Source organism: Thalassospira sp. Z349TD_5 (genome assembly GCF_056173045.1).
Genome location: NZ_CM149654.1, coordinates 3,504,162 through 3,528,600 on the forward strand (window position 1 = coordinate 3,504,162; position 24,439 = coordinate 3,528,600).

At 51.6% G+C, this 24,439-nt stretch carries 16 protein-coding genes and 1 pseudogene; 4 read left to right on the forward strand and 13 right to left on the reverse strand.

Annotated elements, in window-relative coordinates; translation table 11 throughout:
* Nucleotides 1-4 precede the first annotated feature (4 nt).
* From AC0VXT_RS16150 to AC0VXT_RS16160, 3 genes are all read right to left on the reverse strand, one after another.
* Nucleotides 5-361 carry an antibiotic biosynthesis monooxygenase family protein gene (locus AC0VXT_RS16150; RefSeq protein ID WP_475546237.1) on the reverse strand — a complete coding sequence of 119 codons (357 nt, stop codon included), beginning with the start codon at nt 359-361 and terminating at the stop codon, nt 5-7.
* Nucleotides 362-389: 28 nt separating this feature from the next.
* Nucleotides 390-1,394: a zinc-dependent alcohol dehydrogenase family protein gene (locus AC0VXT_RS16155; RefSeq protein WP_475546238.1), complete on the reverse strand. Its 1,005-nt coding sequence runs from the start codon at nt 1,392-1,394 to the stop codon at nt 390-392.
* A 62-nt stretch (nt 1,395-1,456) separates the two neighbouring features.
* The gene (locus tag AC0VXT_RS16160; protein WP_475546239.1) at nt 1,457-1,759 is read right to left on the reverse strand and encodes an ArsR/SmtB family transcription factor; all 303 of its coding nucleotides are present in this window, start codon (nt 1,757-1,759) and stop codon (nt 1,457-1,459) included.
* Nucleotides 1,760-1,926: 167 nt separating this feature from the next.
* Here AC0VXT_RS16160 and AC0VXT_RS16165 point away from each other — a divergent pair.
* Nucleotides 1,927-2,896 (forward strand): annotated as a pseudogene (locus AC0VXT_RS16165) (IS481 family transposase).
* Between the two features lie 302 nt (nt 2,897-3,198).
* Here the strand turns inward: AC0VXT_RS16165 and AC0VXT_RS16170 are convergent.
* The 3 genes from AC0VXT_RS16170 to AC0VXT_RS16180 form a co-directional block, all read right to left on the reverse strand.
* Nucleotides 3,199-4,647 (reverse strand): HlyD family type I secretion periplasmic adaptor subunit, encoded by a 1,449-nt coding sequence (locus tag AC0VXT_RS16170; protein ID WP_475546240.1) that lies wholly within the window; start codon nt 4,645-4,647, stop codon nt 3,199-3,201.
* Nucleotides 4,631-6,808, reverse strand: a complete 2,178-nt coding sequence (locus AC0VXT_RS16175) for a type I secretion system permease/ATPase (RefSeq protein ID WP_475546241.1) — start codon at nt 6,806-6,808, stop codon at nt 4,631-4,633. The genes AC0VXT_RS16170 and AC0VXT_RS16175 overlap by 17 nt, the downstream gene beginning before the upstream one ends.
* 231 nt (nt 6,809-7,039) lie before the next feature.
* Entirely contained in the window at nt 7,040-14,620 is a 7,581-nt protein-coding gene (locus AC0VXT_RS16180; RefSeq protein ID WP_475546242.1) for a cadherin-like domain-containing protein, read from the reverse strand.
* 473 nt (nt 14,621-15,093) lie between these two features.
* Between AC0VXT_RS16180 and AC0VXT_RS16185 the strand changes: the two genes are divergently transcribed.
* Complete coding sequence (locus AC0VXT_RS16185) at nt 15,094-15,354, forward strand: type II toxin-antitoxin system prevent-host-death family antitoxin (RefSeq protein WP_475546243.1); 261 nt, start codon at nt 15,094-15,096, stop codon at nt 15,352-15,354.
* A 458-nt stretch (nt 15,355-15,812) separates the two neighbouring features.
* Here the strand turns inward: AC0VXT_RS16185 and AC0VXT_RS16190 are convergent, their stop codons facing one another.
* A complete protein-coding gene (locus AC0VXT_RS16190) occupies nt 15,813-16,184 on the reverse strand; it encodes a hypothetical protein (RefSeq protein ID WP_475546244.1) in 372 nt (123 codons plus the stop codon).
* 654 nt (nt 16,185-16,838) lie between these two features.
* On the reverse strand, nt 16,839-18,317 hold the full coding sequence (locus AC0VXT_RS16195) for a Fic family protein (protein WP_475546245.1): 1,479 nt from the start codon (nt 18,315-18,317) through the stop codon (nt 16,839-16,841).
* A gap of 221 nt (nt 18,318-18,538) precedes the next feature.
* Between AC0VXT_RS16195 and AC0VXT_RS16200 the strand changes: the two genes are divergently transcribed.
* Nucleotides 18,539-18,925 (forward strand): IS5 family transposase, encoded by a 387-nt coding sequence (locus AC0VXT_RS16200; RefSeq protein ID WP_475546246.1) that lies wholly within the window; start codon nt 18,539-18,541, stop codon nt 18,923-18,925.
* Nucleotides 18,877-19,287 carry an IS5 family transposase gene (locus AC0VXT_RS16205; RefSeq protein WP_475548592.1) on the forward strand — a complete coding sequence of 137 codons (411 nt, stop codon included), beginning with the start codon at nt 18,877-18,879 and terminating at the stop codon, nt 19,285-19,287. Before AC0VXT_RS16200 ends, AC0VXT_RS16205 begins: the two co-directional genes overlap by 49 nt.
* A 48-nt stretch (nt 19,288-19,335) precedes the next feature.
* Here the strand turns inward: AC0VXT_RS16205 and AC0VXT_RS16210 are convergent, their stop codons facing one another.
* The 5 genes from AC0VXT_RS16210 to AC0VXT_RS16230 are packed head-to-tail and all read right to left on the reverse strand — an operon-like array spanning nt 19,336 to nt 24,419.
* Nucleotides 19,336-20,910 (reverse strand): TniQ family protein, encoded by a 1,575-nt coding sequence (locus AC0VXT_RS16210; protein WP_475546247.1) that lies wholly within the window; start codon nt 20,908-20,910, stop codon nt 19,336-19,338.
* Nucleotides 20,876-21,826, reverse strand: coding sequence for a TniB family NTP-binding protein (locus AC0VXT_RS16215; protein WP_475546248.1), 951 nt, complete (start codon nt 21,824-21,826; stop codon nt 20,876-20,878). Before AC0VXT_RS16215 ends, AC0VXT_RS16210 begins: the two co-directional genes overlap by 35 nt.
* A complete protein-coding gene (locus AC0VXT_RS16220; RefSeq protein WP_475546249.1) occupies nt 21,819-22,166 on the reverse strand; it encodes a hypothetical protein in 348 nt (115 codons plus the stop codon). The genes AC0VXT_RS16215 and AC0VXT_RS16220 overlap by 8 nt, the downstream gene beginning before the upstream one ends.
* Nucleotides 22,141-23,910 (reverse strand): transposase family protein, encoded by a 1,770-nt coding sequence (locus AC0VXT_RS16225; RefSeq protein ID WP_475546250.1) that lies wholly within the window; start codon nt 23,908-23,910, stop codon nt 22,141-22,143. Before AC0VXT_RS16225 ends, AC0VXT_RS16220 begins: the two co-directional genes overlap by 26 nt.
* Nucleotides 23,907-24,419 (reverse strand): TnsA endonuclease N-terminal domain-containing protein, encoded by a 513-nt coding sequence (locus tag AC0VXT_RS16230; RefSeq protein WP_475546251.1) that lies wholly within the window; start codon nt 24,417-24,419, stop codon nt 23,907-23,909. The genes AC0VXT_RS16225 and AC0VXT_RS16230 overlap by 4 nt, the downstream gene beginning before the upstream one ends.
* Nucleotides 24,420-24,439: the final 20 nt, after the last annotated feature.

A 24,439-nucleotide genomic window follows, 5' to 3' on the forward strand; every position in this document is an offset into this window, starting at 1 on the left:
TTTTTTATGGCCACAAACCCTTTGAGATTCCGGCAGCATTATTGCTCAAGTCACCATGGTCGCTAGCGGCAAGTGCTTCGCCTTCAATATGATAGACTTGCGGTTCTTCCGAGAAGTATTGCTCCAGACCCGTCATGAACGTCTGATGGTCTTCACTCGCCTCAAAGCCAGGTGTGTGATCCTCGAGTGAGCGCCATCGCACGATCAGATGGAACAGGTCGGGTGTTTCGATCCCTTGCGCCAGAAGGTGACCTTGGTAACCCTCTGCGCGACGAAGCAACGGAACGACTTCGTCGAATGCTTGTCGGAACGTTTCAGTATGCTGCTTGTCAACGGGCAGCTGAGCGATCTCATAAATCATGGTTGCACCTTTAAAGTAAGTTCAACGGTTAAGAATCGACACTGTCCGGATGAGCTGACGGGTCAACTGCAATCGCGATTTTGCCAAGGAGACCGTTGTTGCGGGATTCCAGCCGTGCATGGGCGAGAGGGATTTCGGCCAGCGAATAGACAGCGCCAACATGCGGGCGCAGCTGACCGCGTTCGATCAATGTGCTCAGTTCATCAAGTTTTCCGCGATTCTGGCGTGTGAAAACGAAGTGGAAACTTGCGTTCTTTCCCCAAGCCTCAATGAGGTTCTGTGGCTTTGCAATGTTGACAATCGAGACAACGCGGCCAAGCTGGGCGAGGGCATCGGGGCTGCGCGACAATGTGTCGCCGCCAATGGTGTCGAAGATAACATCCACGCCATGTCCGCCGGTTTCGCGCATGATGACGTCAACATAATCCTCTTTTTCGTAGTCGATGACTACGTCCGCACCAATGTTTCGTACAAACTCAAACTGTTCTTCGCGCGCGGTTGTGAAGACCTTGGCACCGATGGCTTTGGCGATTTGGATCGCCACATGACCGACGCCGCCAGCACCACCATGGATCAGGACGCTTTCGCCCACTCTTAAGGCGACACGTCCGATCAGGGCTTCCCATGCAGTACCGCCCACGAGTGTCAGGGTTGCGGCCTCAAGATGGGTTAGCGACGCAGGTTTCCTGCCGATGATGTTTTCGGATGCGACGTGGTATTCGGCATAGCTTCCGTCCCCGTCAAATATTTGCGGGGTGTACCAAACCTCGTCTCCTGGTGCGAAGGCCGTCACGCCGGGGCCGACTTCTTCGACAACGCCGGAAACATCATGCCCGGTAATGGCGGGCAAGGGCACATAATCGGGATAGTCGCCGCGCCGGACCTGATAATCCAGCGGATTGATGGAGGTTGCATGGACGCGAACCAGAACTTGTCCTGCGTGGGGAACTGGCTTGGCAACGTCGGAAAGTTCGAACGATTCCGAGCCGCCGAATGATTTCAGGATCTGGGCTTTCATTGTTTGGGCTTTCATTTTTGGTTCCTCGTTTCGATAAAAAGAGATATCGAGATTTTTCGATATAATGTGGGAAAAAACTACAGTTCTTTCCTGATAATATCAGCAAGTGCGCTGATGGCTGCTTCATTCCGTTTGTAGTAAGTCCATTGCCCGATGCGTCTGACTTCGACCAATCCCACGCGTTGCAGGGTTGCAAGATAATCAGACACGGTTGACTGCGACAGTCCAACACCTTCCTGGATGCTGCTGACGCAGACGCCCACCGTATGCACGTCGCCTTCGTCCTGCGGAGGGAAGCTGTTCGCAGGGTCCTTCAAACCTTTTAAGATTTCAAGGCGCGTACGGTTTGAAAGGGCTTTGAATATTTCGAGCGTTTCCATACCCCCGAATATATCGAAATTTACCGATATGTCAATGCAAAATGTGAGCAAAGCAGATATGCGTTGATGCAGGCCTCTAATTGTGAACTTTCAACAGGTTGTCCATTCGGGCCAGACCGAGGAGACTGGAGTTACCAAGCTTCAACCATCCTTGGAGGCCAGCCCGAATGAACATGCACAAGAATGCCCGTTTAACACCGATAGGTCGAGAACGTTTGGTCCGTCTGATGAAGGGCGGGCACAGCCCGGAGAGTGCGGTAGCACTCGCAGGGGTGTGCCCGCGCACCGCGCGCAAGTGGCGGACGCGCTATCCAGCTTGAAGGCCTGGCAGGGTTACAGGACCGCTCCTCACGCCCCAGGAAACTGCACAACCCGACAGTACCTGAGACCATCGACCGTATCATCGCCCTGCGCCGACGTCGCTGGACTGGTAAGCATATCGCCCGGGAAACCAATGTCTCACCAGCAACCGTGAGCCGTGTCCTGAAACGCGCAGGACTATCCCGCCTCAAAGACCTTGCCCCTGCCGAGCCGATACATCGTTACGAACGCGAAAGCCCCGGCGAAATCATCCATCTCGACATCAAGAAACTCGGGCGCTTCGAGCAGCCCGGTCACCGCGTTACGGGGGAGCGCACCGGTCAGTCGAACCCACGCTCACGCAAGCAGGGTGGCTATGGCTGGGAATATGTCCATGTCGCCATCGACGATCATTCACGCCTGTCGTTTTGCCAGATCCATCCCGATGAAAAGGCCGATAGTGCCATCGCTCATCTCAAGGCCGCCGTCGCCTATTATCAAAGCCTCGGTGTCAGGGTGACAGGGATCATGACCGATAACGGACCCTGTTATACATCAATGGCCTTCGCAAAAGCCTGCAAACAGCTCGGGATCAAACACCTGCGGACAAAACCCTATACCCCTCAAACAAACGGAAAGGCTGAACGCTTCATTCAGACGGCTTTGCGTGAATGGGCCTATGCCCGGCCCTACCAGTCATCGGATCAACGCGCAAAAGACCTTCATCTTTGGGTTCATCTCTATAATTGGCACAGACCTCACGGTGGGATAAAAGACCTGACACCTATCAGTCGCCTCGGAATAAACCGGGACAACCTATTGAGGGTCCACATCTAATGAGTGCGCCAGCAAAGCGGAAACATCGCGACATGCCCCCGAATTATGACAAACAGGTCGTTTGATCGGCGGGGAATGGTCTCCAGGGACAAATAATCATATAATATGATTATTTGTTGTCACGTGCCACAAAAAGTGACATCCGACATTCATCGAAATCAATCACTTAGCATTTCCGACTGCCAGAAAAGTTGGCACGGATTGACACATAAAGTGACAAAAATCTGCAGAATTGACAGAAATGATGACATTTTCCGAATTCGAGGATTCTCTTGGTTCCAAGCGACCTCACAAGAACAGTATTATCGTTCTCTAAGCGCCTCATCCCCGTATTTCATTACAGGCGACAAGAGAAATTCGACAATCCGCCTCTTCCCGGTCTTTACTTCCACTGACGCGGTCATGCCCGGTGTCAGCTTGACCATACGGCCATCCGCAAATATTTCAGATGATGACAAAGTTGCACGAACCTCATAGACAAGACCAAGGTCCTCATCCTGAATCGCATCACGGGAAATGCTTTTGATCTTGCCGTCGATCTTGCCGTAGCGGGTAAAGGGAAAGCTATCGATCTTGATTACCGCATCTTGCCCAGCACTGACAAATCCCGCATCCTTGTTTTGCACCTTGGCAACAACCTCAAGTTCAACATCATCAGGCACAACCACCATCAGGATCTCGGCAGGTGACACAACACCGCGTACGGTATGGACGGTAAGCTGCTGGATCGTGCCGCTGACGGGGGCACGCAATTGATGGCGGTCTTCGCGGCTTTCTGCTTTGCGCAGGGTAATCACCGCGGTTTCGAACTTATTACGGGCATCCAGAAGTTCTTCGAGGGTTTGCTGTTTGGTTTGTGCAATCAGGTTTTCGCGGTCTTTTTCGGCTGCCGTGATCGAGGCATCCGCTTCTTCAATCCGATTGCGGTAAATCTCAAGATTGCTTGTGGTTTCGATAAGCTGCTGCTTGACTTCAAGCCAAACCGGCTTGGTGCTAATCCCGTCCGAAACGAGGCTGGATAGCGATCCTTCGCGCTCCACCAGAAGCGGGAGCAATTCCCGGCTTTTGGCGATTTCGGCATTGATTGAGGCACGCTCTGCCCGAAGCTTTGCTGCCTCTGCATCCTTGGTCGCCAATTTGGCAAAGAAGGCCGTCAAATCACTGCGCAGTTTTTGCTCTGCTGTCGCAAGAATTTCGTTATTCAGTGCCGCGTGCCCGACAAGGGCGGGCACGTCGCTTTTATCCATTCCATCAAGGAAGGCCCGAAGACGGGCGATATCAAGGGCAGATGCATCGCGTTCATGTAAAAGTTGGCCTTTATCCGCTTCGCTTTCTGTCGGATCAAGCTCGATAAGCAAATCACCTGCCGTGACATGCTGACCATCGCGGACATGGATCGCACGCACGATGCCGATTTCAAGTGGCTGGATCTGTTTCACCCCTCCATTTGGCACAAGACGGCCTTGGGCAACCGCCATGACATCAACTTCGCCAATAACAGCCCAGCCAAGCGCGATGGTAAAGAACCCTGCAAGCGACAATGCGATCATCCGACCGATGGGATTGGCCGGGGTTTCCATAATTTCGATTGCGGCAGGAAGAAACGCACGTTCTTCTGCAGATCGTTTTGACTTTGCCTGTTCTGAATTTGAATTCAGCCCCGGAAAGCGTTCCAACAATCTGGCTTTTAACGCACCGACACCTTCCCGAACGCCGGTGTAGACCTGATCAAACTTACTGCGCAGCGACATCGTTTACCGTCCCTGCCTGTAATTGATAAAGCATGGCGTATCGGCCACCCTGACGAAGGAGTTCATCATGCGTGCCGTCTTCGATGACCTGACCTGCTTCAACCGTGATGATGCGGTCCGCATCACGCACAGCCGCCAGTCGGTGGGCGATGATCAGAACCGTGCGGCCCTTGCAAATCCGGCGCATGTTTTCCTGAATAATCTTTTCAGATTCGTAATCCAACGCACTGGTGGCCTCGTCAAAGATCAGGATGCGCGGGTTGTTCACAAGTGCCCTGGCAATCGCGATGCGTTGACGTTGCCCACCCGAAAGGTTCGAACCGCGTTCACCAATTTTGGTGTCATAGCCATCAGACAGTGACAGGATGAATTCATGCGCACCGGCGAGTTTTGCGGCCTCGATCACCCGTTCCATCGGCATCCCAGGATCGGCAAGTGCGATGTTTTCACGAAGTGATCGGTTAAACAGGATGTTTTCCTGCAGAACCACGCCGACCTGACGGCGTAGCCACGCGGTATCGACCATCGAAAGATCAATCCCGTCAATCAGTACACGGCCGCTTTCGGGCACATACATACGCTGGACAAGCTTGGTCAGGGTACTCTTGCCCGAACCACTTGGCCCGACAATACCGACAACCTCGCCTGCCTTGATGGATAAATCCACCCGACGCAGGATTTCTGGTCCATCGGGGCGATAGCGGAACGTCACCAAATCAAACCTGATATCACCCTTGATGTTATCAAGGGTTGATCGGTTCGGGTTATAGGTTGGCTCGGTCGGGGAATTAAGGATATCGCCAAGGCGATCAATTGAAATGCGGGCTTGCTGGAAATCATTCCAAAGCTGCGCCAGTCTCAGGATTGGTCCGGTCACGCGGCCTGCCAGCATATTAAACGCCACAAGCTGGCCGACCGTCATATCGCCGCCAACAACCGCCGTCGCACCAAAATACAATGTCAGCACCGTGGTGATTTTTGAAATCAGTTGGGTCAGTTGCCCGGCCACATTGCCAAGGTTAGCGGTTTTGAAGCTTGAATGGACATAGCCCGCCAGTTGTTCTTCCCAGCGACGTTGCATTTGCGGCTCGACCGCGAGCGCCTTAAGCGTCTCGACCCCTGTGACACTCTCGACGAGAAAGGCCTGATTTTCGGCCCCACGCTGAAACTTCTCATCCAGACGCTTGCGCAGGATCGGGGTGACCACAAAGGCCAGAATGACGAAGAACGGGATGGAGCCGAGAACGATCATGGTTAAAAGCGGGCTGAAGTGCCACATCACCGCAAAGAAAACGACCGTAAAGAACAGATCAATCACAAGGGTCAGTGCCGATCCGGTGATGAAATTTCGGATACTTTCAAGCTCACGCACGCGTGCTACACTTTGCCCGACCTGACGCGCCTGAAAATATCCCATCGGCAGCGACATCAGATGGCGAAACAGGCGTGCACCAAGCTCGACATCGACCCGGTTGGTAGTGTGCGAAAAGATATATGTTCGAAGGGTTCCCAACAGGACTTCAAACACCGACACCACAAGCAAGCCGAACACAAGAACGTCAAGTGTCGTCAGCCCGCGATGGACCAGAACCTTATCAATCACGACCTGGAAAAACAGCGGGGAAATCAGCGCAAAAAGCTGCAGGAAAAACGACGCAATCAGGACTTCGATAAAGATGCGGCGGTATTTGGACAGGGCGGCGACAAACCAGGAAATGTCAAACTTGCCACCCTGCCCCAGAATGGCCGCCCGGCGGGTGGCCAGTAACAAACGTCCCGTCCATTTTTCTTCAAAGGAAGCTTTGTCAACTGCCACAGCACGGCCTGCAATAGGGTCCTGCACAAGGACTTTACCTTGTTCGGCATCGAACTTGGCAACAATGACGAAGGTCCCATTTTTAATCTCGGCAATGGCAGGGAGGTTGGTTTTAGCAAGCCTGTCCCAGCCCGATTGTACAATCCGGGATTTTAGTTTAAGCCTCTTTGCTGCCAGTTGCAGGTCATCCAGTACAAAAACCGCGCCGGGCTTGCCAAACTGATGGCGGATCTGCTCTGCATCCGCAGGCAGATTAAAGAATCTTAAAATCGTGACCAGTGCCAACAGACCGCTATCCTTGGGTCCATCATCCTCTGGTCTGCTGTCCCCGTTTTCGTCTTGCAAAAGACTTCCCCACCTTTGGCGCAGAAGCCCCTGCATCTGCGCACGAAAGGGTATTAATAATCGTCCAGTTTAAAACTGCAATTAGAGATTGATCAAATTAGAACATCCGAACATTTAACCGGGCACAAGGTTTTGACTATCTGGCCCAGAAAATCCTCAAAAGCTTCAAAATAGGTATCAAGGTCTATCTGGAGCAGAACGCATTACGACGTTCTGCTCCAGGAAATCGGCCTAACTACTTTGCCAATTCGCGGCAATTACTGTCTGCACGTTTTGGAAATCGGTGCTGTTGTGGTCGATTGTATCGGCGCTAACATCACCAATCCCGAACACAGACATCGCATCGACAAGTGACTGAACATTGCTGGCAGATAGAGTGCTACCGGCAACATCAATTTCGCTAACTTGGTGTGGGCTTGAGCCATACCAGTCTGCAACCGTCAAACTATCTTCCGACCCTAGTAACTGGATCACCAGATCGTCTCCATCTTGGAACAACCAGACATCCTCAGTCTCTATGCCTGATTGAAGTGAAACTTGGTCACTTGATTCCGCGTCAGAGATTATGTCGTTGTCAGCGCCACGACCGAACACAAACGTATCCGCTCCGCTTCCACCCGAAATTACGTCATCGCCAGAGCCACCACTCAGCACATCATCACCTGCATTACCTGCAAGAACATCAGCCAAGGCACTACCAACAATCACATCGTTACCGATACCGCCAAACTCAGGCGTGAAATCCTGATACTGGGCATCGGCAATCGTCTGCCCGGTGACACCGCCATCAACATGGATCCGATAAAGATCGTTCGTCCCCGCGGCATTCTTGTTGCTGTAATACAGATACACACCGCCATCAGAAGATGGTTCAAGACGCACATTCAGCTCCGCACCATAGGCAAGGCCTTCAAAGTCAACCTCACCATTCACAGGATTACCCGCTGCGTCATAGCGTTGACCGTAAATCTTCGCAAAGCCACCCGGCGCAAGCCGTGTAAAGGCAACAAACGTGCCGCCATCCGCAAGCGCAACAACATCAGAGAATGTCACATCCCCGGCCGTCGTGTTTGCCGCATCGATATCAACCGTCGTATCAAGCGTCACAACATTGTCAACATCAATGCTATAAACCTGAAGTGTCGTCCCGATGGTTACTGCAACACGTCCATCGGCAAGCAACATCGAGGTCGGCTCAAGCTTTGCAACCCCAGCGTCCTCCATGGCGACAACACTGTCACCAAGCTTGACACCGTGCGAACTAAACACCTGAAGGCTGGTCGTATACGGCTGCACATTCTGGTTGACCGAGAAAATAACTAAACGACCATCAGAAAGCTCAACACCATCGGGCATCATATCTGCACCAGACGCCGCACCACTGATCTCGAAACGCTCTCCAATGGCATCGCCAGATGCGTCATAGCGCTGACCAAAGGTGTCATCAGAAGAACCGAATGGCATCTGATATTTAAACAGCAGCACAAATCCGCCATCCTGAAGTGCGATAATCTCGGGCGCCCCTTGTTGGCGACTCTCAGTTGTCACCAGTTGGCGTTGCCCAATGGCATTGCCAGACGCGTTATAAACAACAAACCCCGTCCTCTGCGGTGAATAAGCCGATGAGCTCTCAAAGACCACAAAGCCACCACCGGCAAGCCCCTCAACCTTCACCTCCGTTACATGACCCGCAGAGTTCGGCATCACATAACGATTCCGCTGCGTCGTCCCGTCCGCCTTCGTAAGCGTCAGATAAGTGTAAGCGCCCTCGTTCCAGACCGTCACATGACCGCCGTTATGTAACTGCGCTGCATCCCATCTGTCCGGATCTGCGAGTGTTCCACCAGCACCGCTGATCAGATGACTGTCATCAAGCGTTGCTTTGACGTCAATCGTCACCGTCGATGTGCTTGTCTCACCCGTACCGTCATCTATCGTATAGCTGAACACTGCCGGGCCGTAGTAATCCGCATCCGGCGTGAACACCACATTGCCATCAACATCAAGCGATACCGTCCCGTGCTCGGCATTCTGAACCGAGCTGATGTTGACAACATCTCCATCCGGATCTTCATCATTGGCCAGAAGCTCTGAGGCCAGAATGACCGTCGAACGGTTCGCGACAATCGACACCGCATCCGCATAAGCCGCCGCAACATCCTGATACTGCGCATCGGCAATCGTCTGACCCGTAACACCGCCATCAACATGGATCCGGTAAAGATCGTTTGTCCCAGACGCATTCTCATTGCTGTAATACAGATACACACCGCCATCAGAAGATGGCTCAAGACGCACATTCAGCTCCGCACCATAGGCAAGACCTTCAAAGTCGACCTCGCCATTCACAGGGTTACCCGCTGCGTCATACCGTTGACCGTAAATCTTCGCAAAGCCACCCGGCACACGCCGCGTAAAGGCAACAAACGTTCCCCCATCCGCAAGCGCAACAACATCAGAGAATGTCACATCCCCGGCCGTCGTGTTCGCCGCATCAATGTCAACTGTCGCATCAAGCGTCACAACATTATTCGTATCAATGCTGTAAACCTGAAGCGTCGTCCCGATCGTGACCGCAACCCGCCCATCGGCCAGAAGCATCGAGGTCGGCTCGAAGTTCGCTTCATTACCAGGCCCCTGCATGGCGACAACGCTGTCACCAAGCTTCACCCCATGTGAACTAAAGACCTGAAGCGTTGTTGTCTCTGGTAGACCACTATGGTTAACCGAGAAGATAACAAGACGACCATCGGTGAGCTCGACACCATTGGCCATCGTATCGGTGCCAGACACCGCACCACTGATCTCAAAACGCTCGCCAATCACATCACCCGATGCGTCATAGCGCTGGCCAAAGGTGTCATCAGAAGACCCCCCTGACATCTGGTACTTAAACAGCAGGACAAAACCGCCATCCTGAAGTGCGATAATCTCGGGCGCCCCTTGTTGGCGACTCTCAGTTGTCACCAGTTGGCGTTGCCCAATGGCATTGCCAGACGCGTTATAAACAACAAACCCCGTCCTCTGCGGTGAATAAGCCGATGAGCTCTCAAAGACCACAAAGCCACCACCGGCAAGCCCCTCAACCTTCACCTCCGTTACATGACCCGCAGAGTTCGGCATCACATAACGATTCCGCTGCGTCGTCCCGTCCGCCTTCGTAAGCGTCAGATAAGTGTAAGCGCCCTCGTTCCAGACCGTCACATGACCGCCGTTATGTAACTGCGCTGCATCCCATCTGTCCGGATCTGCGAGTGTTCCACCAGCACCGCTGATCAGATGACTGTCATCAAGCGTTGCTTTGACGTCAATCGTCACCGTCGATGTGCTTGTCTCACCCGTACCGTCATCTATCGTATAGCTGAACACTGCCGGGCCGTAGTAATCCGCATCCGGCGTGAACACCACATTGCCATCAACATCAAGCGATACCGTCCCGTGCTCGGCATTCTGAACCGAGCTGATGTTGACAACATCTCCATCCGGATCTTCATCATTGGCCAGAAGCTCTGAGGCCAGAATGACCGTCGAACGGTTCGCGACAATCGACACCGCATCCGCATAAGCCGCCGCAACATCCTGATACTGCGCATCGGCAATCGTCTGACCCGTAACACCGCCATCAACATGGATCCGGTAAAGATCGTTTGTCCCAGACGCATTCTCATTGCTGTAATACAGATACACACCGCCATCAGAAGATGGCTCAAGACGCACATTCAGCTCCGCACCATAGGCAAGACCTTCAAAGTCGACCTCGCCATTCACAGGGTTACCCGCTGCGTCATACCGTTGACCGTAAATCTTCGCAAAGCCACCCGGCACACGCCGCGTAAAGGCAACAAACGTTCCCCCATCCGCAAGCGCAACAACATCAGAGAATGTCACATCCCCGGCCGTCGTGTTCGCCGCATCAATGTCAACTGTCGCATCAAGCGTCACAACATTATTCGTATCAATGCTGTAAACCTGAAGCGTCGTCCCGATCGTGACCGCAACCCGCCCATCGGCCAGAAGCATCGAGGTCGGCTCGAAGTTCGCTTCATTACCAGGCCCCTGCATGGCGACAACGCTGTCACCAAGCTTCACCCCATGTGAACTAAAGACCTGAAGCGTTGTTGTCTCTGGTAGACCACTATGGTTAACCGAGAAGATAACAAGACGACCATCGGTGAGCTCGACACCATTGGCCATCGTATCGGTGCCAGACACCGCACCACTGATCTCAAAACGCTCGCCAATCACATCACCCGATGCGTCATAGCGCTGGCCAAAGGTGTCATCAGAAGACCCCCCTGACATCTGGTACTTAAACAGCAGGACAAAACCGCCATCCTGAAGTGCGATAATCTCGGGCGCCCCTTGTTGGCGACTCTCAGTTGTCACCAGTTGGCGTTGCCCAATGGCATTGCCAGACGCGTTATAAACAACAAACCCCGTCCTCTGCGGTGAATAAGCCGATGAGCTCTCAAAGACCACAAAGCCACCACCGGCAAGCCCCTCAACCTTCACCTCCGTTACATGACCCGCAGAGTTCGGCATCACATAACGATTCCGCTGCGTCGTCCCGTCCGCCTTCGTAAGCGTCAGATAAGTGTAAGCGCCCTCGTTCCAGACCGTCACATGACCGCCGTTATGTAACTGCGCTGCATCCCATCTGTCCGGATCTGCGAGTGTTCCACCAGCACCGCTGATCAGATGACTGTCATCAAGCGTTGCTTTGACGTCAATCGTCACCGTCGATGTGCTTGTCTCACCCGTACCGTCATCTATCGTATAGCTGAACACTGCCGGGCCGTAGTAATCCGCATCCGGCGTGAACACCACATTGCCATCAACATCAAGCGATACCGTCCCGTGCTCGGCATTCTGAACCGAGCTGATGTTGACAACATCTCCATCCGGATCTTCATCATTGGCCAGAAGCTCTGAGGCCAGAATGACCGTCGAACGGTTCGCGACAATCGACACCGCATCCGCATAAGCCGCCGCAACATCCTGATACTGCGCATCGGCAATCGTCTGACCCGTAACACCGCCATCAACATGGATCCGGTAAAGATCGTTTGTCCCAGACGCATTCTCATTGCTGTAATACAGATACACACCGCCATCAGAAGATGGCTCAAGACGCACATTCAGCTCCGCACCATAGGCAAGACCTTCAAAGTCGACCTCGCCATTCACAGGGTTACCCGCTGCGTCATACCGTTGACCGTAAATCTTCGCAAAGCCACCCGGCACACGCCGCGTAAAGGCAACAAACGTTCCCCCATCCGCAAGCGCAACAACATCAGAGAACGTCACATCCCCGGCCGTCGTGTTCGCCGCATCAATGTCAACTGTCGCATCAAGCGTCACAACATTATTCGTATCAATGCTGTAAACCTGAAGCGTCGTCCCGATCGTGACCGCAACCCGCCCATCGGCCAGAAGCATCGAGGTCGGCTCGAAGTTCGCTTCATTACCAGGCCCCTGCATGGCGACAACGCTGTCACCAAGCTTCACCCCATGTGAACTAAAGACCTGAAGCGTTGTTGTCTCTGGTAGACCACTATGGTTAACCGAGAAGATAACAAGACGACCATCGGTGAGCTCGACACCATTGGCCATCGTATCGGTGCCAGACACCGCACCACTGATCTCAAAACGCTCGCCAATCACATCACCCGATGCGTCATAGCGCTGGCCAAAGGTGTCATCAGAAGACCCCCCTGACATCTGGTACTTAAACAGCAGGACAAAACCGCCATCCTGAAGTGCGATAATCTCGGGCGCCCCTTGTTGGCGACTCTCAGTTGTCACCAGTTGGCGTTGCCCAATGGCATTGCCAGACGCGTTGTAAACAACAAAACCAGTCCTCTGCGGCGAATAAGCCGATGAGCTCTCAAAGACCACAAAGCCACCACCGGCAAGCCCCTCAACCTTCACCTCCGTTACATGACCCGCAGAGTTCGGCATCACATAACGATTCCGCTGCGTCGTCCCGTCCGCCTTCGTAAGCGTCAGATAAGTGTAAGCGCCCTCGTTCCAGACCGTCACATGACCGCCGTTATGTAACTGCGCTGCATCCCATCTGTCCGGATCTGCGAGTGTTCCACCAGCACCGCTGATCAGATGACTGTCATCAAGCGTTGCTTTGACGTCAATCGTCACCGTCGATGTGCTTGTCTCACCCGTACCGTCATCTATCGTATAGCTGAACACTGCCGGGCCGTAGTAATCCGCATCCGGCGTGAACACCACATTGCCATCAACATCAAGCGATACCGTCCCGTGCTCGGCATTCTGAACCGAGCTGATGTTGACAACATCTCCATCCGGATCTTCATCATTGGCCAGAAGCTCTGAGGCCAGAATGACCGTCGAACGGTTCGCGACAATCGACACCGCATCCGCATAAGCCGCCGCAACATCCTGATACTGCGCATCGGCAATCGTCTGACCCGTAACACCGCCATCAACATGGATCCGGTAAAGATCGTTTGTCCCAGACGCATTCTCATTGCTGTAATACAGATACACACCGCCATCAGAAGATGGCTCAAGACGCACATTCAGCTCCGCACCATAGGCAAGACCTTCAAAGTCAACCTCGCCATTCACAGGGTTACCCGCTGCGTCATACCGTTGACCGTAAATCTTCGCAAAGCCACCCGGCACACGCCGCGTAAAGGCAACAAACGTTCCCCCATCCGCAAGCGCAACAACATCAGAGAACGTCACATCCCCGGCCGTCGTGTTCGCCGCATCAATGTCAACTGTCGCATCAAGCGTCACAACATTATTCGTATCAATGCTGTAAACCTGAAGCGTCGTCCCGATCGTGACCGCAACCCGCCCATCGGCCAGAAGCATCGAGGTCGGCTCGAAGTTCGCTTCATTACCAGGCCCCTGCATGGCGACAACGCTGTCACCAAGCTTCACCCCATGTGAACTAAAGACCTGAAGCGTTGTTGTCTCTGGTAGACCACTATGGTTAACCGAGAAGATAACAAGACGACCATCGGTGAGCTCGACACCATTGGCCATCGTATCGGTGCCAGACACCGCACCACTGATCTCAAAACGCTCGCCAATCACATCACCCGATGCGTCATAGCGCTGGCCAAAGGTGTCATCAGAAGACCCCCCTGACATCTGGTACTTAAACAGCAGGACAAAACCGCCATCCTGAAGTGCGATAATCTCGGGCGCCCCTTGTTGGCGACTCTCAGTTGTCACCAGTTGGCGTTGCCCAATGGCATTGCCAGACGCGTTGTAAACAACAAAACCAGTCCTCTGCGGCGAATAAGCCGATGAGCTCTCAAAGACCACAAAGCCACCACCGGCAAGCCCCTCAACCTTCACCTCCGTTACATGACCCGCAGAGTTCGGCATCACATAACGATTCCGCTGCGTCGTCCCGTCCGCCTTCGTAAGCGTCAGATAAGTGTAAGCGCCCTCGTTCCAGACCGTCACATGACCGCCGTTATGTAACTGCGCTGCATCCCATCTGTCCGGATCTGCGAGTGTTCCACCAGCACCGCTGATCAGATGACTGTCATCAAGCGTTGCTTTGACGTCAATCGTCACCGTCGATGTGCTTGTCTCACCCGTACCGTCATCTATCGTATAGCTGAACACTGCCGGGCCGTAGTAATCCGCATCCGGCGTGAACACCACATTGCCATCAACATCAAGCGATACCGTCCCGTGCTCCGCATTCTGAACCGAGCTGATAGTTACCGGACCACCATCGTTGGATAAAAGTTCCGAAGCCAGAATCACGGCGGTGTGGTTTGCTATGGTTTCGACATGATCGTCTTGCATTTGAGCCCCTGATTTCAGCACGGCACAAATAAGAACATTTAATCCTTAATCTATACGTGCAATGTGGAATTAACACCCTTATGAAGAGAATATTGAGGCTCCACAGAACGCACAAGCAATAGTTTAGTTGCTACATTAAAAATCGCACATTAGTAGCTTTGCATTAAAATCAATTCAATAACTCCGAATTATGACAAACTACGCATGATAAAAAACAGACATTGGATCAATGAAAATCATGACTATCGATTTTCAAACGTGGTGCACTTTGCCATGTTACTGGCAAGAGAGAATGTCGTTTGACAGTATCTGGAACAAGGCAGATATTAATAGTCCGTGCTGTTGGTAACGTTTGGTCGTCACGATCTCCCCCGACAGACATACAGCTTCGCGAACAAAATGTGTTCCGCGGTCAATCAGCCTCTTGAATGACCACCCCCAAAGACTCCAAGACAATAGCAAGGAGGCAGGGTATGACGAAAACCACACTTACAAGTCAAGAAGTGGCTCGAAATTTTGCCATGGCCAGACAGGCGGCAGAAAAAGGCCCGGTTATGATCACAACCAACGGCCATCCCTCTCATGTCCTGCTGACATATGCAGACTATGATCGGCTTGTTACGAACACGCCTGAGCCCAGTCTGGCGACCCTTTTTTACAGTCCTGAGGCAGCCGATGTTTCATTCTACCCTGAGAGACTTGAGATCAAATTCCGGTCTGCCCCGTTTGAATGAAAACAGGTTGGCCAGAAGAGATCATTTTTTTTGAGGCAGAATTATCGATTGTAAATCAACCTTGACGACGCAGATCACAGCACCTTCCCCCATGCCCATGTTTTTCTGTGCTGGGTAATGAGCCCGATATCTCGAAAGAAGGAAGATTATGCGTGAACAACACATGGCCTTTCGGCGCAACAGGAACTTCGCATCCGTTCAAATTTACAATCAGAGAAAGGTTATCAAGGTTTACTTGAACCTTGATCCAGACGCCGTCGAAATCGATGAGAAGATTATGCGAGATGTCCGTCAAATCGGTCACTTTGGGACCGGTGACCTCGAGGTCACTATAAATAAATCCGAAGATATAGCACGCATCTCATGCTTGCTAGAACTGAGCTACGAAGCTTCCTAACCTTCGACTAAATAGCTCAGTTCCGCCTTAGCTAAAATCCCGACCAACCGTCTCGGCCAGATCAAGAACCTGAGTTTCCTGACCTTCCTCCAACGCCTCCAGCCCGGTCAAACCATCGCAACAACCGATAGACCGCCCAAGAACCGCCCAAACGCTCATGTAGCTCGGCAAGTGTCGCGTATGGTTTTCCGTCTTTGTTAAGCTGCCAGATAGGAAAACGATATCCTTTCACTGCGCCATTGAGCCCCAGTAGCGCCCCGCGACGTCGCTTACTGTTCACAGCTGCAGCAGAAACTCCTAGCAGCGCAGCAAACTCCTCAGAGGTTTTCATTTCCTCACCAGCAAGGATCTCGGCGGACAGTTTTCGTCCCCGCTCTCTCGCTGCATCAATAGCATCGCGCAGTTTCGTCTTATCCGAAGAAGTTGACATCATCCTCATACTCTCCGTCGCTGACCATGCTTCAATTTGGAACAGCAAACTTTCCTGACAGGCTCCACTTTACCACAAAACCCTGCTTGCGTGCCGCACGAAGCTCCTATCTCTTTCCGCATGAAAAATGGTCTTCAAGTCATGGAAATGCTACAATCACTTCACAAGCTTGAGCTTCAGCCATTCTTACCCAGCTTGAATTTTAGGTAAACCAATGAAGCCTGCAGCCAACGAGGTTTTATTGACCGAACGCTTAAAACCCAAAAGCATCTCCGACTATCTGACCCGCTCTGGCGTGAACGTTTGAACAGTGAGCCCCCAAATGTATCCCTGTAAAATTTCAAAGCGCGATGGTGAATTCTCCCTGACATTGCCAGATGATCTGGTTTCCAGGCTGAGCCTTAAAGAGGGGCAGACCCTTTTTGCATCAGTGCAGGATGGCGCACTCCTACTTCGTCAGGGAAACACACCTTGTTACTCGCTGGACGATCTTCTGGCCGCCACAAACCCAGAAGCACTTGCACAAGCAAACACACAGTGAATGGCTAGAAGCGTCTCGCAGGGCCGGACGAGAAATCATCTAGTCAACCGAACCTGACTTTACTGCACTCGCTAGTTTGAATTGAGCCCGCGTCCGGCCTGTGGCACGCGACGAACCTATCGCGGACGTTCAAGGCGCAGATAGTGCTCATTCGCCTCTTCCGGCTCCAGAAACGCATTACATGCCTCAAGAATGCTGCGCGTTTCAGCCCAATCCTGCCACACCACCTCAGATGTCCAAAGCTGAGCAAAATCAAGCATACGGATCAGGGCCGTTGTATTTCCCAATCGGGACATACTTCTCAAACCAACAAAATATGTATCTCGAAATACTGGGGGGATTATAGCTCTCGACTGATTGTCAGCCGACATTTCTCTGTTCATGGCAATGCGTGCCATCCGTCCATTGCCATCATCGAAGGGATGCACCTCACTGATCAGAAACATTGCAAACACACCACGCCGGAACCCGCCTTTAAGCTGATCAAGCATGGCAAATCCCTCTTCCAGGGTGCCCGCCACCTTTTCAGGAGACACAAATACATAGCCTCCTGCCATGTTGTCTTTGGCCTTGAACACACCAGGGTTCTTGCCCAAATGCCCCTGCATGACGCTAACATGATCTGTTCTTAATTGGCGAATAAAGGCGTCAAAACTCGTTGGGGGCGAAGACATGTGTGCTGCACCGGAAACCACCTGCCACGTCCCGAAAAGGTCCTGAGAATCCTCTAAGCGTCCCTCGGGAATCTTGTTTGCAAAGATGATGTCTCGCGCTTCCTCTACATCGAATTTGATCCCCTCAATGAAATTGGAAAAGTAAGCCTCATAGAAAGCACTCAGTTCATTGTTGGCTGGGTTCATGGCAGAGACTGGGCGATCTATGGGGATGAACTCGTGCAGTGCCGTAAAAAGTTTTTCAAACAGAACCACACGATCAGCATCAATCCGGGATTCGCCCCTGTCTGTGCGTCCGCCTGCTTCTAGGAGAACATTATTTGCACCGAGCAGGGCACCAATGATCTGATCAAGCTTTTCAGCTTCCTTTGTCATTGCCAGCTGCTGTCCGACCGTAGGCACCTGATCGCGCAACCGGCTTAGGCCGTCTTCTCCATACCGCTCCAAATAGGCTTCTAGATACGCCTTGAGTTCATCCCGGCTATATGTTCGAGCAATACGCCGCGACGAGGCACGGGACGGAACCATATTTTCGATCAGGGCACGTGCCGGGCTCGGAATATATATGCCGTTTTTGGTTCTGGTGTCGTCTGAAAGCGGCTGATGTCCCCGGCGGGCATAAATGGTCAAACCAGACAGAACAGTATCCCGAGCAGTTGAGGTGACGAGAAAGATGCACCCATCATTGTCTGGCCCATTCTGAAGGGCTGTGCGCCCGTCAAGCACAGGTTCTGAGTAAAGCTTTGTGACGATTTCCCAAAGATGACGGCGCACATAGTCTTCGAGTGGAGTATCTAGATCCTTCGTGTAGAGCCCACGCGCCAGCCGTCTCACTCTGTTGGTCTTCAGTGCATTGGAAATCATTTGCCGCGACGATGGTGACGTCGTGAAAATTTCAGGCAGTTTCTTCAACGACTGCATGTGCAACAGTTCCGCCAACAAGATCGAACAATCCAAGCATTTTGTCGACAAACTCGATAGTAAGATAGGAATTTATCAACAAACAGATGGATAAGACATCTCAGCATCCTCAATGAAGCCATTCAAAGCTCAGATATTTCCAACTAGGGTCTGAACCCAATTGGAACGCTTGAAATTTATAGTCGAAATGTGATTCACCCTTTGGGAAAGGGAGTTATCACATGGCACGATTTGATTTGAGCGATAAAGAATGGGCAATCATTGCTCCTCTTCTTCCGGTTGACGGTCGGGGACCGAAGCGTCGCGACGACAGGTCCGTTCTCAATGGCATTTTCTACACTCTTCGAACCGGTGCACCCTGGCGGGATCTTCCGGGAAGATATGGCCCGCCTACAACAGTCTATAATCGTTATGTCCGTTGGGGAGAACGCGGTATATGGCGCGAGATATTCGAGGCACTGGCATCAGAATATGAAGATGCCCTTGTCTTTATCGACAGTTCGATTGTGAAGGCTCACCGCGCAGCGGCTGGGTCAAAAAATGGGAACTGGCAGAGGGTATTGGACGCTCACGCGGCGGCAGGACAAGTAAAGTTCACGCCGCTGTAGATGCACTCGGTCGCCCGTTGCGTCTTGCGATCAGTGGCGGACAACTCCATGACAGTAAGATGATCGACTGCTTCCTGAATTGGTCAAAACCACCATTGGCCATTGTCGCCGACAAGGCCTATGGCAGTGCACGTATCCGTCGGGAGATAGAGGATGAAGGTGCCTTGCCGGTGATCCCCGCCAAGGCAAATGCCAGAAAGCCTATCCCTCATGACGCGGGTCTTTACGCCAAACGCAATCTTGTTGAGCGTTTCTTCTGCCGTATGAAGGATATGAGGCGGCTGACCATCCGATACGAAAAGTCCGCAGAAAACTTCCTTAATATGGTCCGGATTTTTGCAATCAGATGTTGGGTCAATTAAGTCCAGACCCTAGCGAATGTTGGCTATGTGAAAATCGATGTCACATATCTAGCCGCGAGCGAGATACCACTTATTCAGTTGAGCCTCGTCCAAGGAAAAATACTCCAGCAGATTTTCAGTATCCAGTCGCCGACGATATAATCTCAGAGCCCCATGGTTTATAGCATTGAACAATTTACTATATGTCAGGCCCATATGATTGTATTTGGCAACAGCTTTAGACAACTGAATCGTTCTTTTTCCTGTAGCTGGTCGTTTGGCGGTTTCTCGCAAACTGCCCAGCCAGTCATCGACTACGTGCCTGTCATACCACCACTTTGGCCACCCGTCCTTTTCGGGCGAGTGAAATGGATTAAGAATGCTCGCGGTACTCAGACTGTAGAGCGAGTGAAGGGACAGACCGAGTTCTTCTGAAAGCTCCTTTCTTCCGACAAAACGTGATCTGGTTTCAGCATACTCACGCACACTGCCGCGATGGACGCAGATCATCTTTCCATAGCTGGTGTCGAAGGGTTTGCTCTGAAGGTAATGCCGGTCGACAAGACGTTTGAATTCCTGGCGACCAACACCCAATTGCTTTCGAGCGATAAAGCTCGGCACATAAATCCGTCGATCACGCTTCTTCAGCACAGAAGGACATCCTCTGCCTGTCAAAAAGCGATCATTAAGCCGATAATTCATGTAATCCTGAAGCCCGTCAAACAGGAACCCTAACTGCTTTTGCCGTGAAACCAGGCTCTTGTAAAAACCACCGAACATCCAGTGCATCACAATTGCGCCATCGGGTGCATCTTTACCTGCACAGATATCATCAAGGAATTTGAAATACCCGGAAGGCCAGTGAACCAATGCTCCGGAAGCATGGGTCATCTTCTCAATCATGGTTTCTGGTCTTGCTTCCAACCATCCATGGTCGATATCACCTTCTCCACGCCAGGAGCGCATCGCCAAGAAGGATATCGTCTGCAGGAGCATATAAAGATCGCCATCCACAATCTGTTTCGAAAAACCAAACTCGGTCAAATCGAATTCGGTACCAAGGAACTTGTTGGATATGAGTTGCATGAGTGCTCTGACTGAATCTAAGCACTCACTTCCACGACCTCTATACTGGCACCCGGGTAGACAGGGGGCTAGACGCCCCCTGTTGAATGTTACGGGTTCCTTGCAAGCCGGACAGGCGTCGCGCAACAACTCGCCATGTTCCGGACAATGCGTAACGGCTTTCAGATCCCACAAACCCGAAACGAAGCCTTTTTCACGCAAACATGAAAAACAGACACGTTGACTTGGCCAGTAAAGGTATTGTTTGGGGATAATCTCTCCCATCGACAAGATAACGTGTAGATTGTTTCCCTTTGCACTCACGTAATGGCAGAGGGACTTCATCTCGTCATCTGAAGCGCCAACAACTTTGGCTAAGCGCCCGAGACGGGTGTTCATCTTGGACAAGGTTTCTTCCGTGAGATTAACCCCAGCCAAGTTTCCTATCCAGGACATGCGTGGATACCGGTTCAATTCCGCGATTCGAATCAGATAACCAACAAGGCTCTCGTGTTGGATCGGGGGAGATTTAAAAAGGAGGGATCTAGAGGATGCCATAGAGACCTCCCTTGCCTTCATCTTTGCCCCTAGGTTTCTTCTTTTTCCCGGGACGGATCGTTGCTTGCCCAACCTCGAAGGTCACACCCCCCAATTCCTGCACAGCATCGTGAAGATGCTGAAACCGGAGCGTTTCATCCTCCTCAATCAATGCTTTCTCGGTCGCATGATGGACAACTTTCATCATGTAACCAAGAAGCCCTTTATTCTCGTCAACGACATATTTGATAGCGTTCGGGTCATTAAGGGCTGAAAGTTCAGGCCTTGGTAGCGGCAAGTGCTTGTTCAGCATATGAAAGAAGAGGAATACAGATTTGCGATTTTCATCCGTATCAAGATCAAAGGGCATGATGCCGATCTTGCCGTTTCGCCTCGTCTCGAGCTGAGGGTTCAGTGCGAAAATGTTATGCACTTCAGGTAGCCCGGCAAATACGATTGGTTTGCGCAAAATCTCCACCTGAGTTTTCAACCAGTCTGCCGCATCATACTGTCGTTTCGCACTCCCGCGGTTGGTCAGATGCTGAAACTCATCAAAGATCAACATCTCGACACCCGTGCGATCAACATAATCTTTGATCCTTAGTTCCATGTCCTGCCGAGTGCCTTTCACACTCGACAGATCTCCCAACGCCATCAAGATGCTTGCGGCTAGGTTCTTAACCGTACAACTCTCAGGTACGATGACAAACAGTACCTTCTTGAATTGTCCACTCTCGTTGTGAAGGTTGCAGTAATCCTCAATGATGGATGTTTTTCCTGCGCCTGTTTCACCGACCATCGTCAGAATGCCCGGCCGGGCAGCATGACGGCCTGTTTGATGGAAGTTCGCAATCTTGGTCAGCGCATCCTGAAAGGCATCATGTGCAATCCTACGATCCCGAAATGCTGCAAGTTTAACAGCCTGTTCTTCGGTGAGACGTCTCTCAAACTCATGCATCCGCCTCACTCCCATCACGGTTTTGCCTTCCCGCACGAGAAGATCTCCATCCCCGTCGTTTCAATTCCTCCTCAAGTTCTTCAGGCGACTGAAATGGTGATGTAAATTCGGCATCTGGAATGACATCGTCATTATCATCGTCAGGAGACCCGTCCGAAGCAGGTAGCCGACCATTATCGTTGCCAGCTTTCCTTTCCTCGCTGCTGACACGGTTGGCCGCCTTGCGTTTCCTTTTTTGGTGACTTTTAATGAGATCTTCAGCCACTTCGAACAATGACTGCCGCACTTCGAGAAATTCATCTTCCGAGGATTTTCTAAGGTCCAGCTTTTGCTTGAGCATCGCTTTGCGGATAATGCGATGACGCCAAATCGATAATTTTGACGCATATGTCTCGTAAATACATGTGACTGGAAGGAAAATCTTCGCATGAGCGTCCTCGACGAAGATCGTTGAACAAGTCCTCGGGATCGAATTTGACGCGAACGTCCGGGTTAGTGTGCTTCCCCGACCCGTTTTTCATCAGACGCTGCCGAAGCAACTGCACGGCATCCGACTGATAGCTCAACCCCATGATCTTGATACCGGCTCGAGTCAGCTTTTTTAGCTTCACCTTGAACAGCAATACAGACAGGTCTTGCTGATCGGAAATGAAACGAACCGGATGCTTCTGCACGCCGTCCTGCCATTTCTCCAGCGGAAACTGATCCAGCGTCGAATGAACTGTAACCGCATAATCATCGACGATGAATTTCGTCAGCAGGAACTCCAAATCCTCAATTGTTAGACAAGCGGCCTTCTCAGACTGATAGTCTCCTCTCTGTCGAGGATTGGAGAATGTTGTGCCGGGCAAGGTATGGATCAGCTTGGTATTTAACGTTCCGAAGAAACGCTCCACAGCCCCCTTATAATGAGGTGTCCGAGCCGGGTTATATTCCAGCGAAACACCTAGCTGACTGCAACTGTCCTGCAAATCTTGCGAATGAAATTCCAGCCCATTGTCGAGCACCAAAGTATCCATCAAACCAAAACACGACCAGTCCGACGAGAATTTGGCGTCCATCATGGTCCCCGCTTGGGCTTTGACTTGCGACAATACTTGTTCGAGATAATGCTCTTTGGGAAGGATTGCATGTTTCAAGCAATGCATGACGGAAACATAGCTCGGCGCGTCAAAGCTAATGTAGAAGCCGACGGGCATTCGACTGTAGAGGTCCAGAGCCACGGTCAACCAAGGTCGTCCCAGCAGCTCACCTGACTGAAGCCTTAAGATGATGTCCATCAAGTGATGATCCACTTGCACAATGTGCAAAGGAAATCTCGCAACAACACCAGCTCCGACAGAAGCAAAAACCTTGTCAGCTTCTTTTCGCCCTTTTTGGGCTGTCATCACTTCATAGGGATTAAGCCCGGCAAGAAAACGGTAGATGCTTCGCGAAGACGGTATGTGCATACGTCCAGCTTCTGGATGAAGCTTGTTCTCTTGTACCAACCGGCCTTTAAACTCCTTGAAGACGCTGAGTTTTGTCTTCGGTGTTCGGATGAGGTACTGGTCCTCGATAACTTCCTGCAGTATTTCAAAAGACCGGTTGCACAAACATGTCGGTCGTCGCCCCTTCACATGATGCCGAGGAAGGAGAGCCGTAATGTTTCGTCCGCCTTTGATCCAGGCATCATACCACCTCCATATTGCTCTAAAACTTGGGGGCAAAGGGATGCCGCCGCGCTGTACGCCCTGAATCACGTCATTTATAGCTGTTGTTAAGCTGCCTTCTGCAAGATGCTCATCAACTTTTTCAACATAACTTAGCCGTTCTCGCGCAACAGCCTTGTCCCTCTCATTAAATGCATCAAACCGCTTTTCAGTTTGATCTTTTGAATTGATCAAGGCTTCAGGGACTTGCTGATCTATTGACGCTTCACCGTCGATGATTTTTTTCACCAGTTCGCGCGTGGAAATCAAACGAGGCTTACCTGTTTGACAACATGTGAGGTTCAGTTCACCGGTTTCGGTGTGGCATGTAACTTTATAAACTGCCTCATCCAGCCGAATTCGAGTATTGATCGAGATATGAATCATTGTCATAGCTTTGTATCCCCCTCAAACAACCAGACCAGACTGTTCTCTGTAATAGGTTCATGAAGATCGACGCAAAGCTTACCCTCTGCAATGTAAGGCAACACCGCTTCCAGAGCATCATCAGCGCTGATTTTACGGGCAAGTTCTTTAACTGATACCCGCCGTCTCCCACCGAAAGCACGCTCGATCGAAATGATGGAATATATTGTTCCACCCAGTAGGCGATAGGGCTGCAAGAGGTTTACATTCGAAAATAGCGGCTCAGGACGAATTTGATCCTCTGTCGAGACCTCAAATGAGTATCCTTTATCCTGAAGTAGGCCTCGTATCACCTCAAACCGATCAAAGATGCCATCCTTGATAAGTTTGTTATTTGGCTTGACCTCGATAATCTTACGCCCCGTCTTGGTTCTAACCTCAATATCAGGGTAGTAAATTCGCTCCTTTCCGCAAAATTCGTACATAAGACCAAAAGGTTGCGACCAGTAAGTCACCACTTCTGGCAATACATCCAAAAGCCGCAAGCAATCCCGCT

Bases quoted from the DNA above. Each gene is read 5' to 3' on its own strand.
- AC0VXT_RS16220 (WP_475546249.1), bottom strand. From the start codon at position 22,166: ATGCTCAAGCAAAAGCTGGACCTTAGAAAATCCTCGGAAGATGAATTT.
- AC0VXT_RS16215 (WP_475546248.1), bottom strand. From the start codon at position 21,826: ATGCATGAGTTTGAGAGACGTCTCACCGAAGAACAGGCTGTTAAACTT.
- AC0VXT_RS16185 (WP_475546243.1), top strand. From the start codon at position 15,094: ATGACGAAAACCACACTTACAAGTCAAGAAGTGGCTCGAAATTTTGCC.
- AC0VXT_RS16200 (WP_475546246.1), top strand. From the start codon at position 18,539: ATGGCACGATTTGATTTGAGCGATAAAGAATGGGCAATCATTGCTCCT.
- AC0VXT_RS16195 (WP_475546245.1), bottom strand. From the start codon at position 18,317: ATGCAGTCGTTGAAGAAACTGCCTGAAATTTTCACGACGTCACCATCG.
- AC0VXT_RS16150 (WP_475546237.1), bottom strand. From the start codon at position 361: ATGATTTATGAGATCGCTCAGCTGCCCGTTGACAAGCAGCATACTGAA.
- AC0VXT_RS16225 (WP_475546250.1), bottom strand. From the start codon at position 23,910: ATGACAATGATTCATATCTCGATCAATACTCGAATTCGGCTGGATGAG.
- AC0VXT_RS16155 (WP_475546238.1), bottom strand. From the start codon at position 1,394: ATGAAAGCCCAAACAATGAAAGCCCAGATCCTGAAATCATTCGGCGGC.
- AC0VXT_RS16160 (WP_475546239.1), bottom strand. From the start codon at position 1,759: ATGGAAACGCTCGAAATATTCAAAGCCCTTTCAAACCGTACGCGCCTT.
- AC0VXT_RS16190 (WP_475546244.1), bottom strand. From the start codon at position 16,184: ATGATGTCAACTTCTTCGGATAAGACGAAACTGCGCGATGCTATTGAT.
- AC0VXT_RS16170 (WP_475546240.1), bottom strand. From the start codon at position 4,647: ATGTCGCTGCGCAGTAAGTTTGATCAGGTCTACACCGGCGTTCGGGAA.
- AC0VXT_RS16180 (WP_475546242.1), bottom strand. From the start codon at position 14,620: ATGCAAGACGATCATGTCGAAACCATAGCAAACCACACCGCCGTGATT.
- AC0VXT_RS16210 (WP_475546247.1), bottom strand. From the start codon at position 20,910: ATGAAGGCAAGGGAGGTCTCTATGGCATCCTCTAGATCCCTCCTTTTT.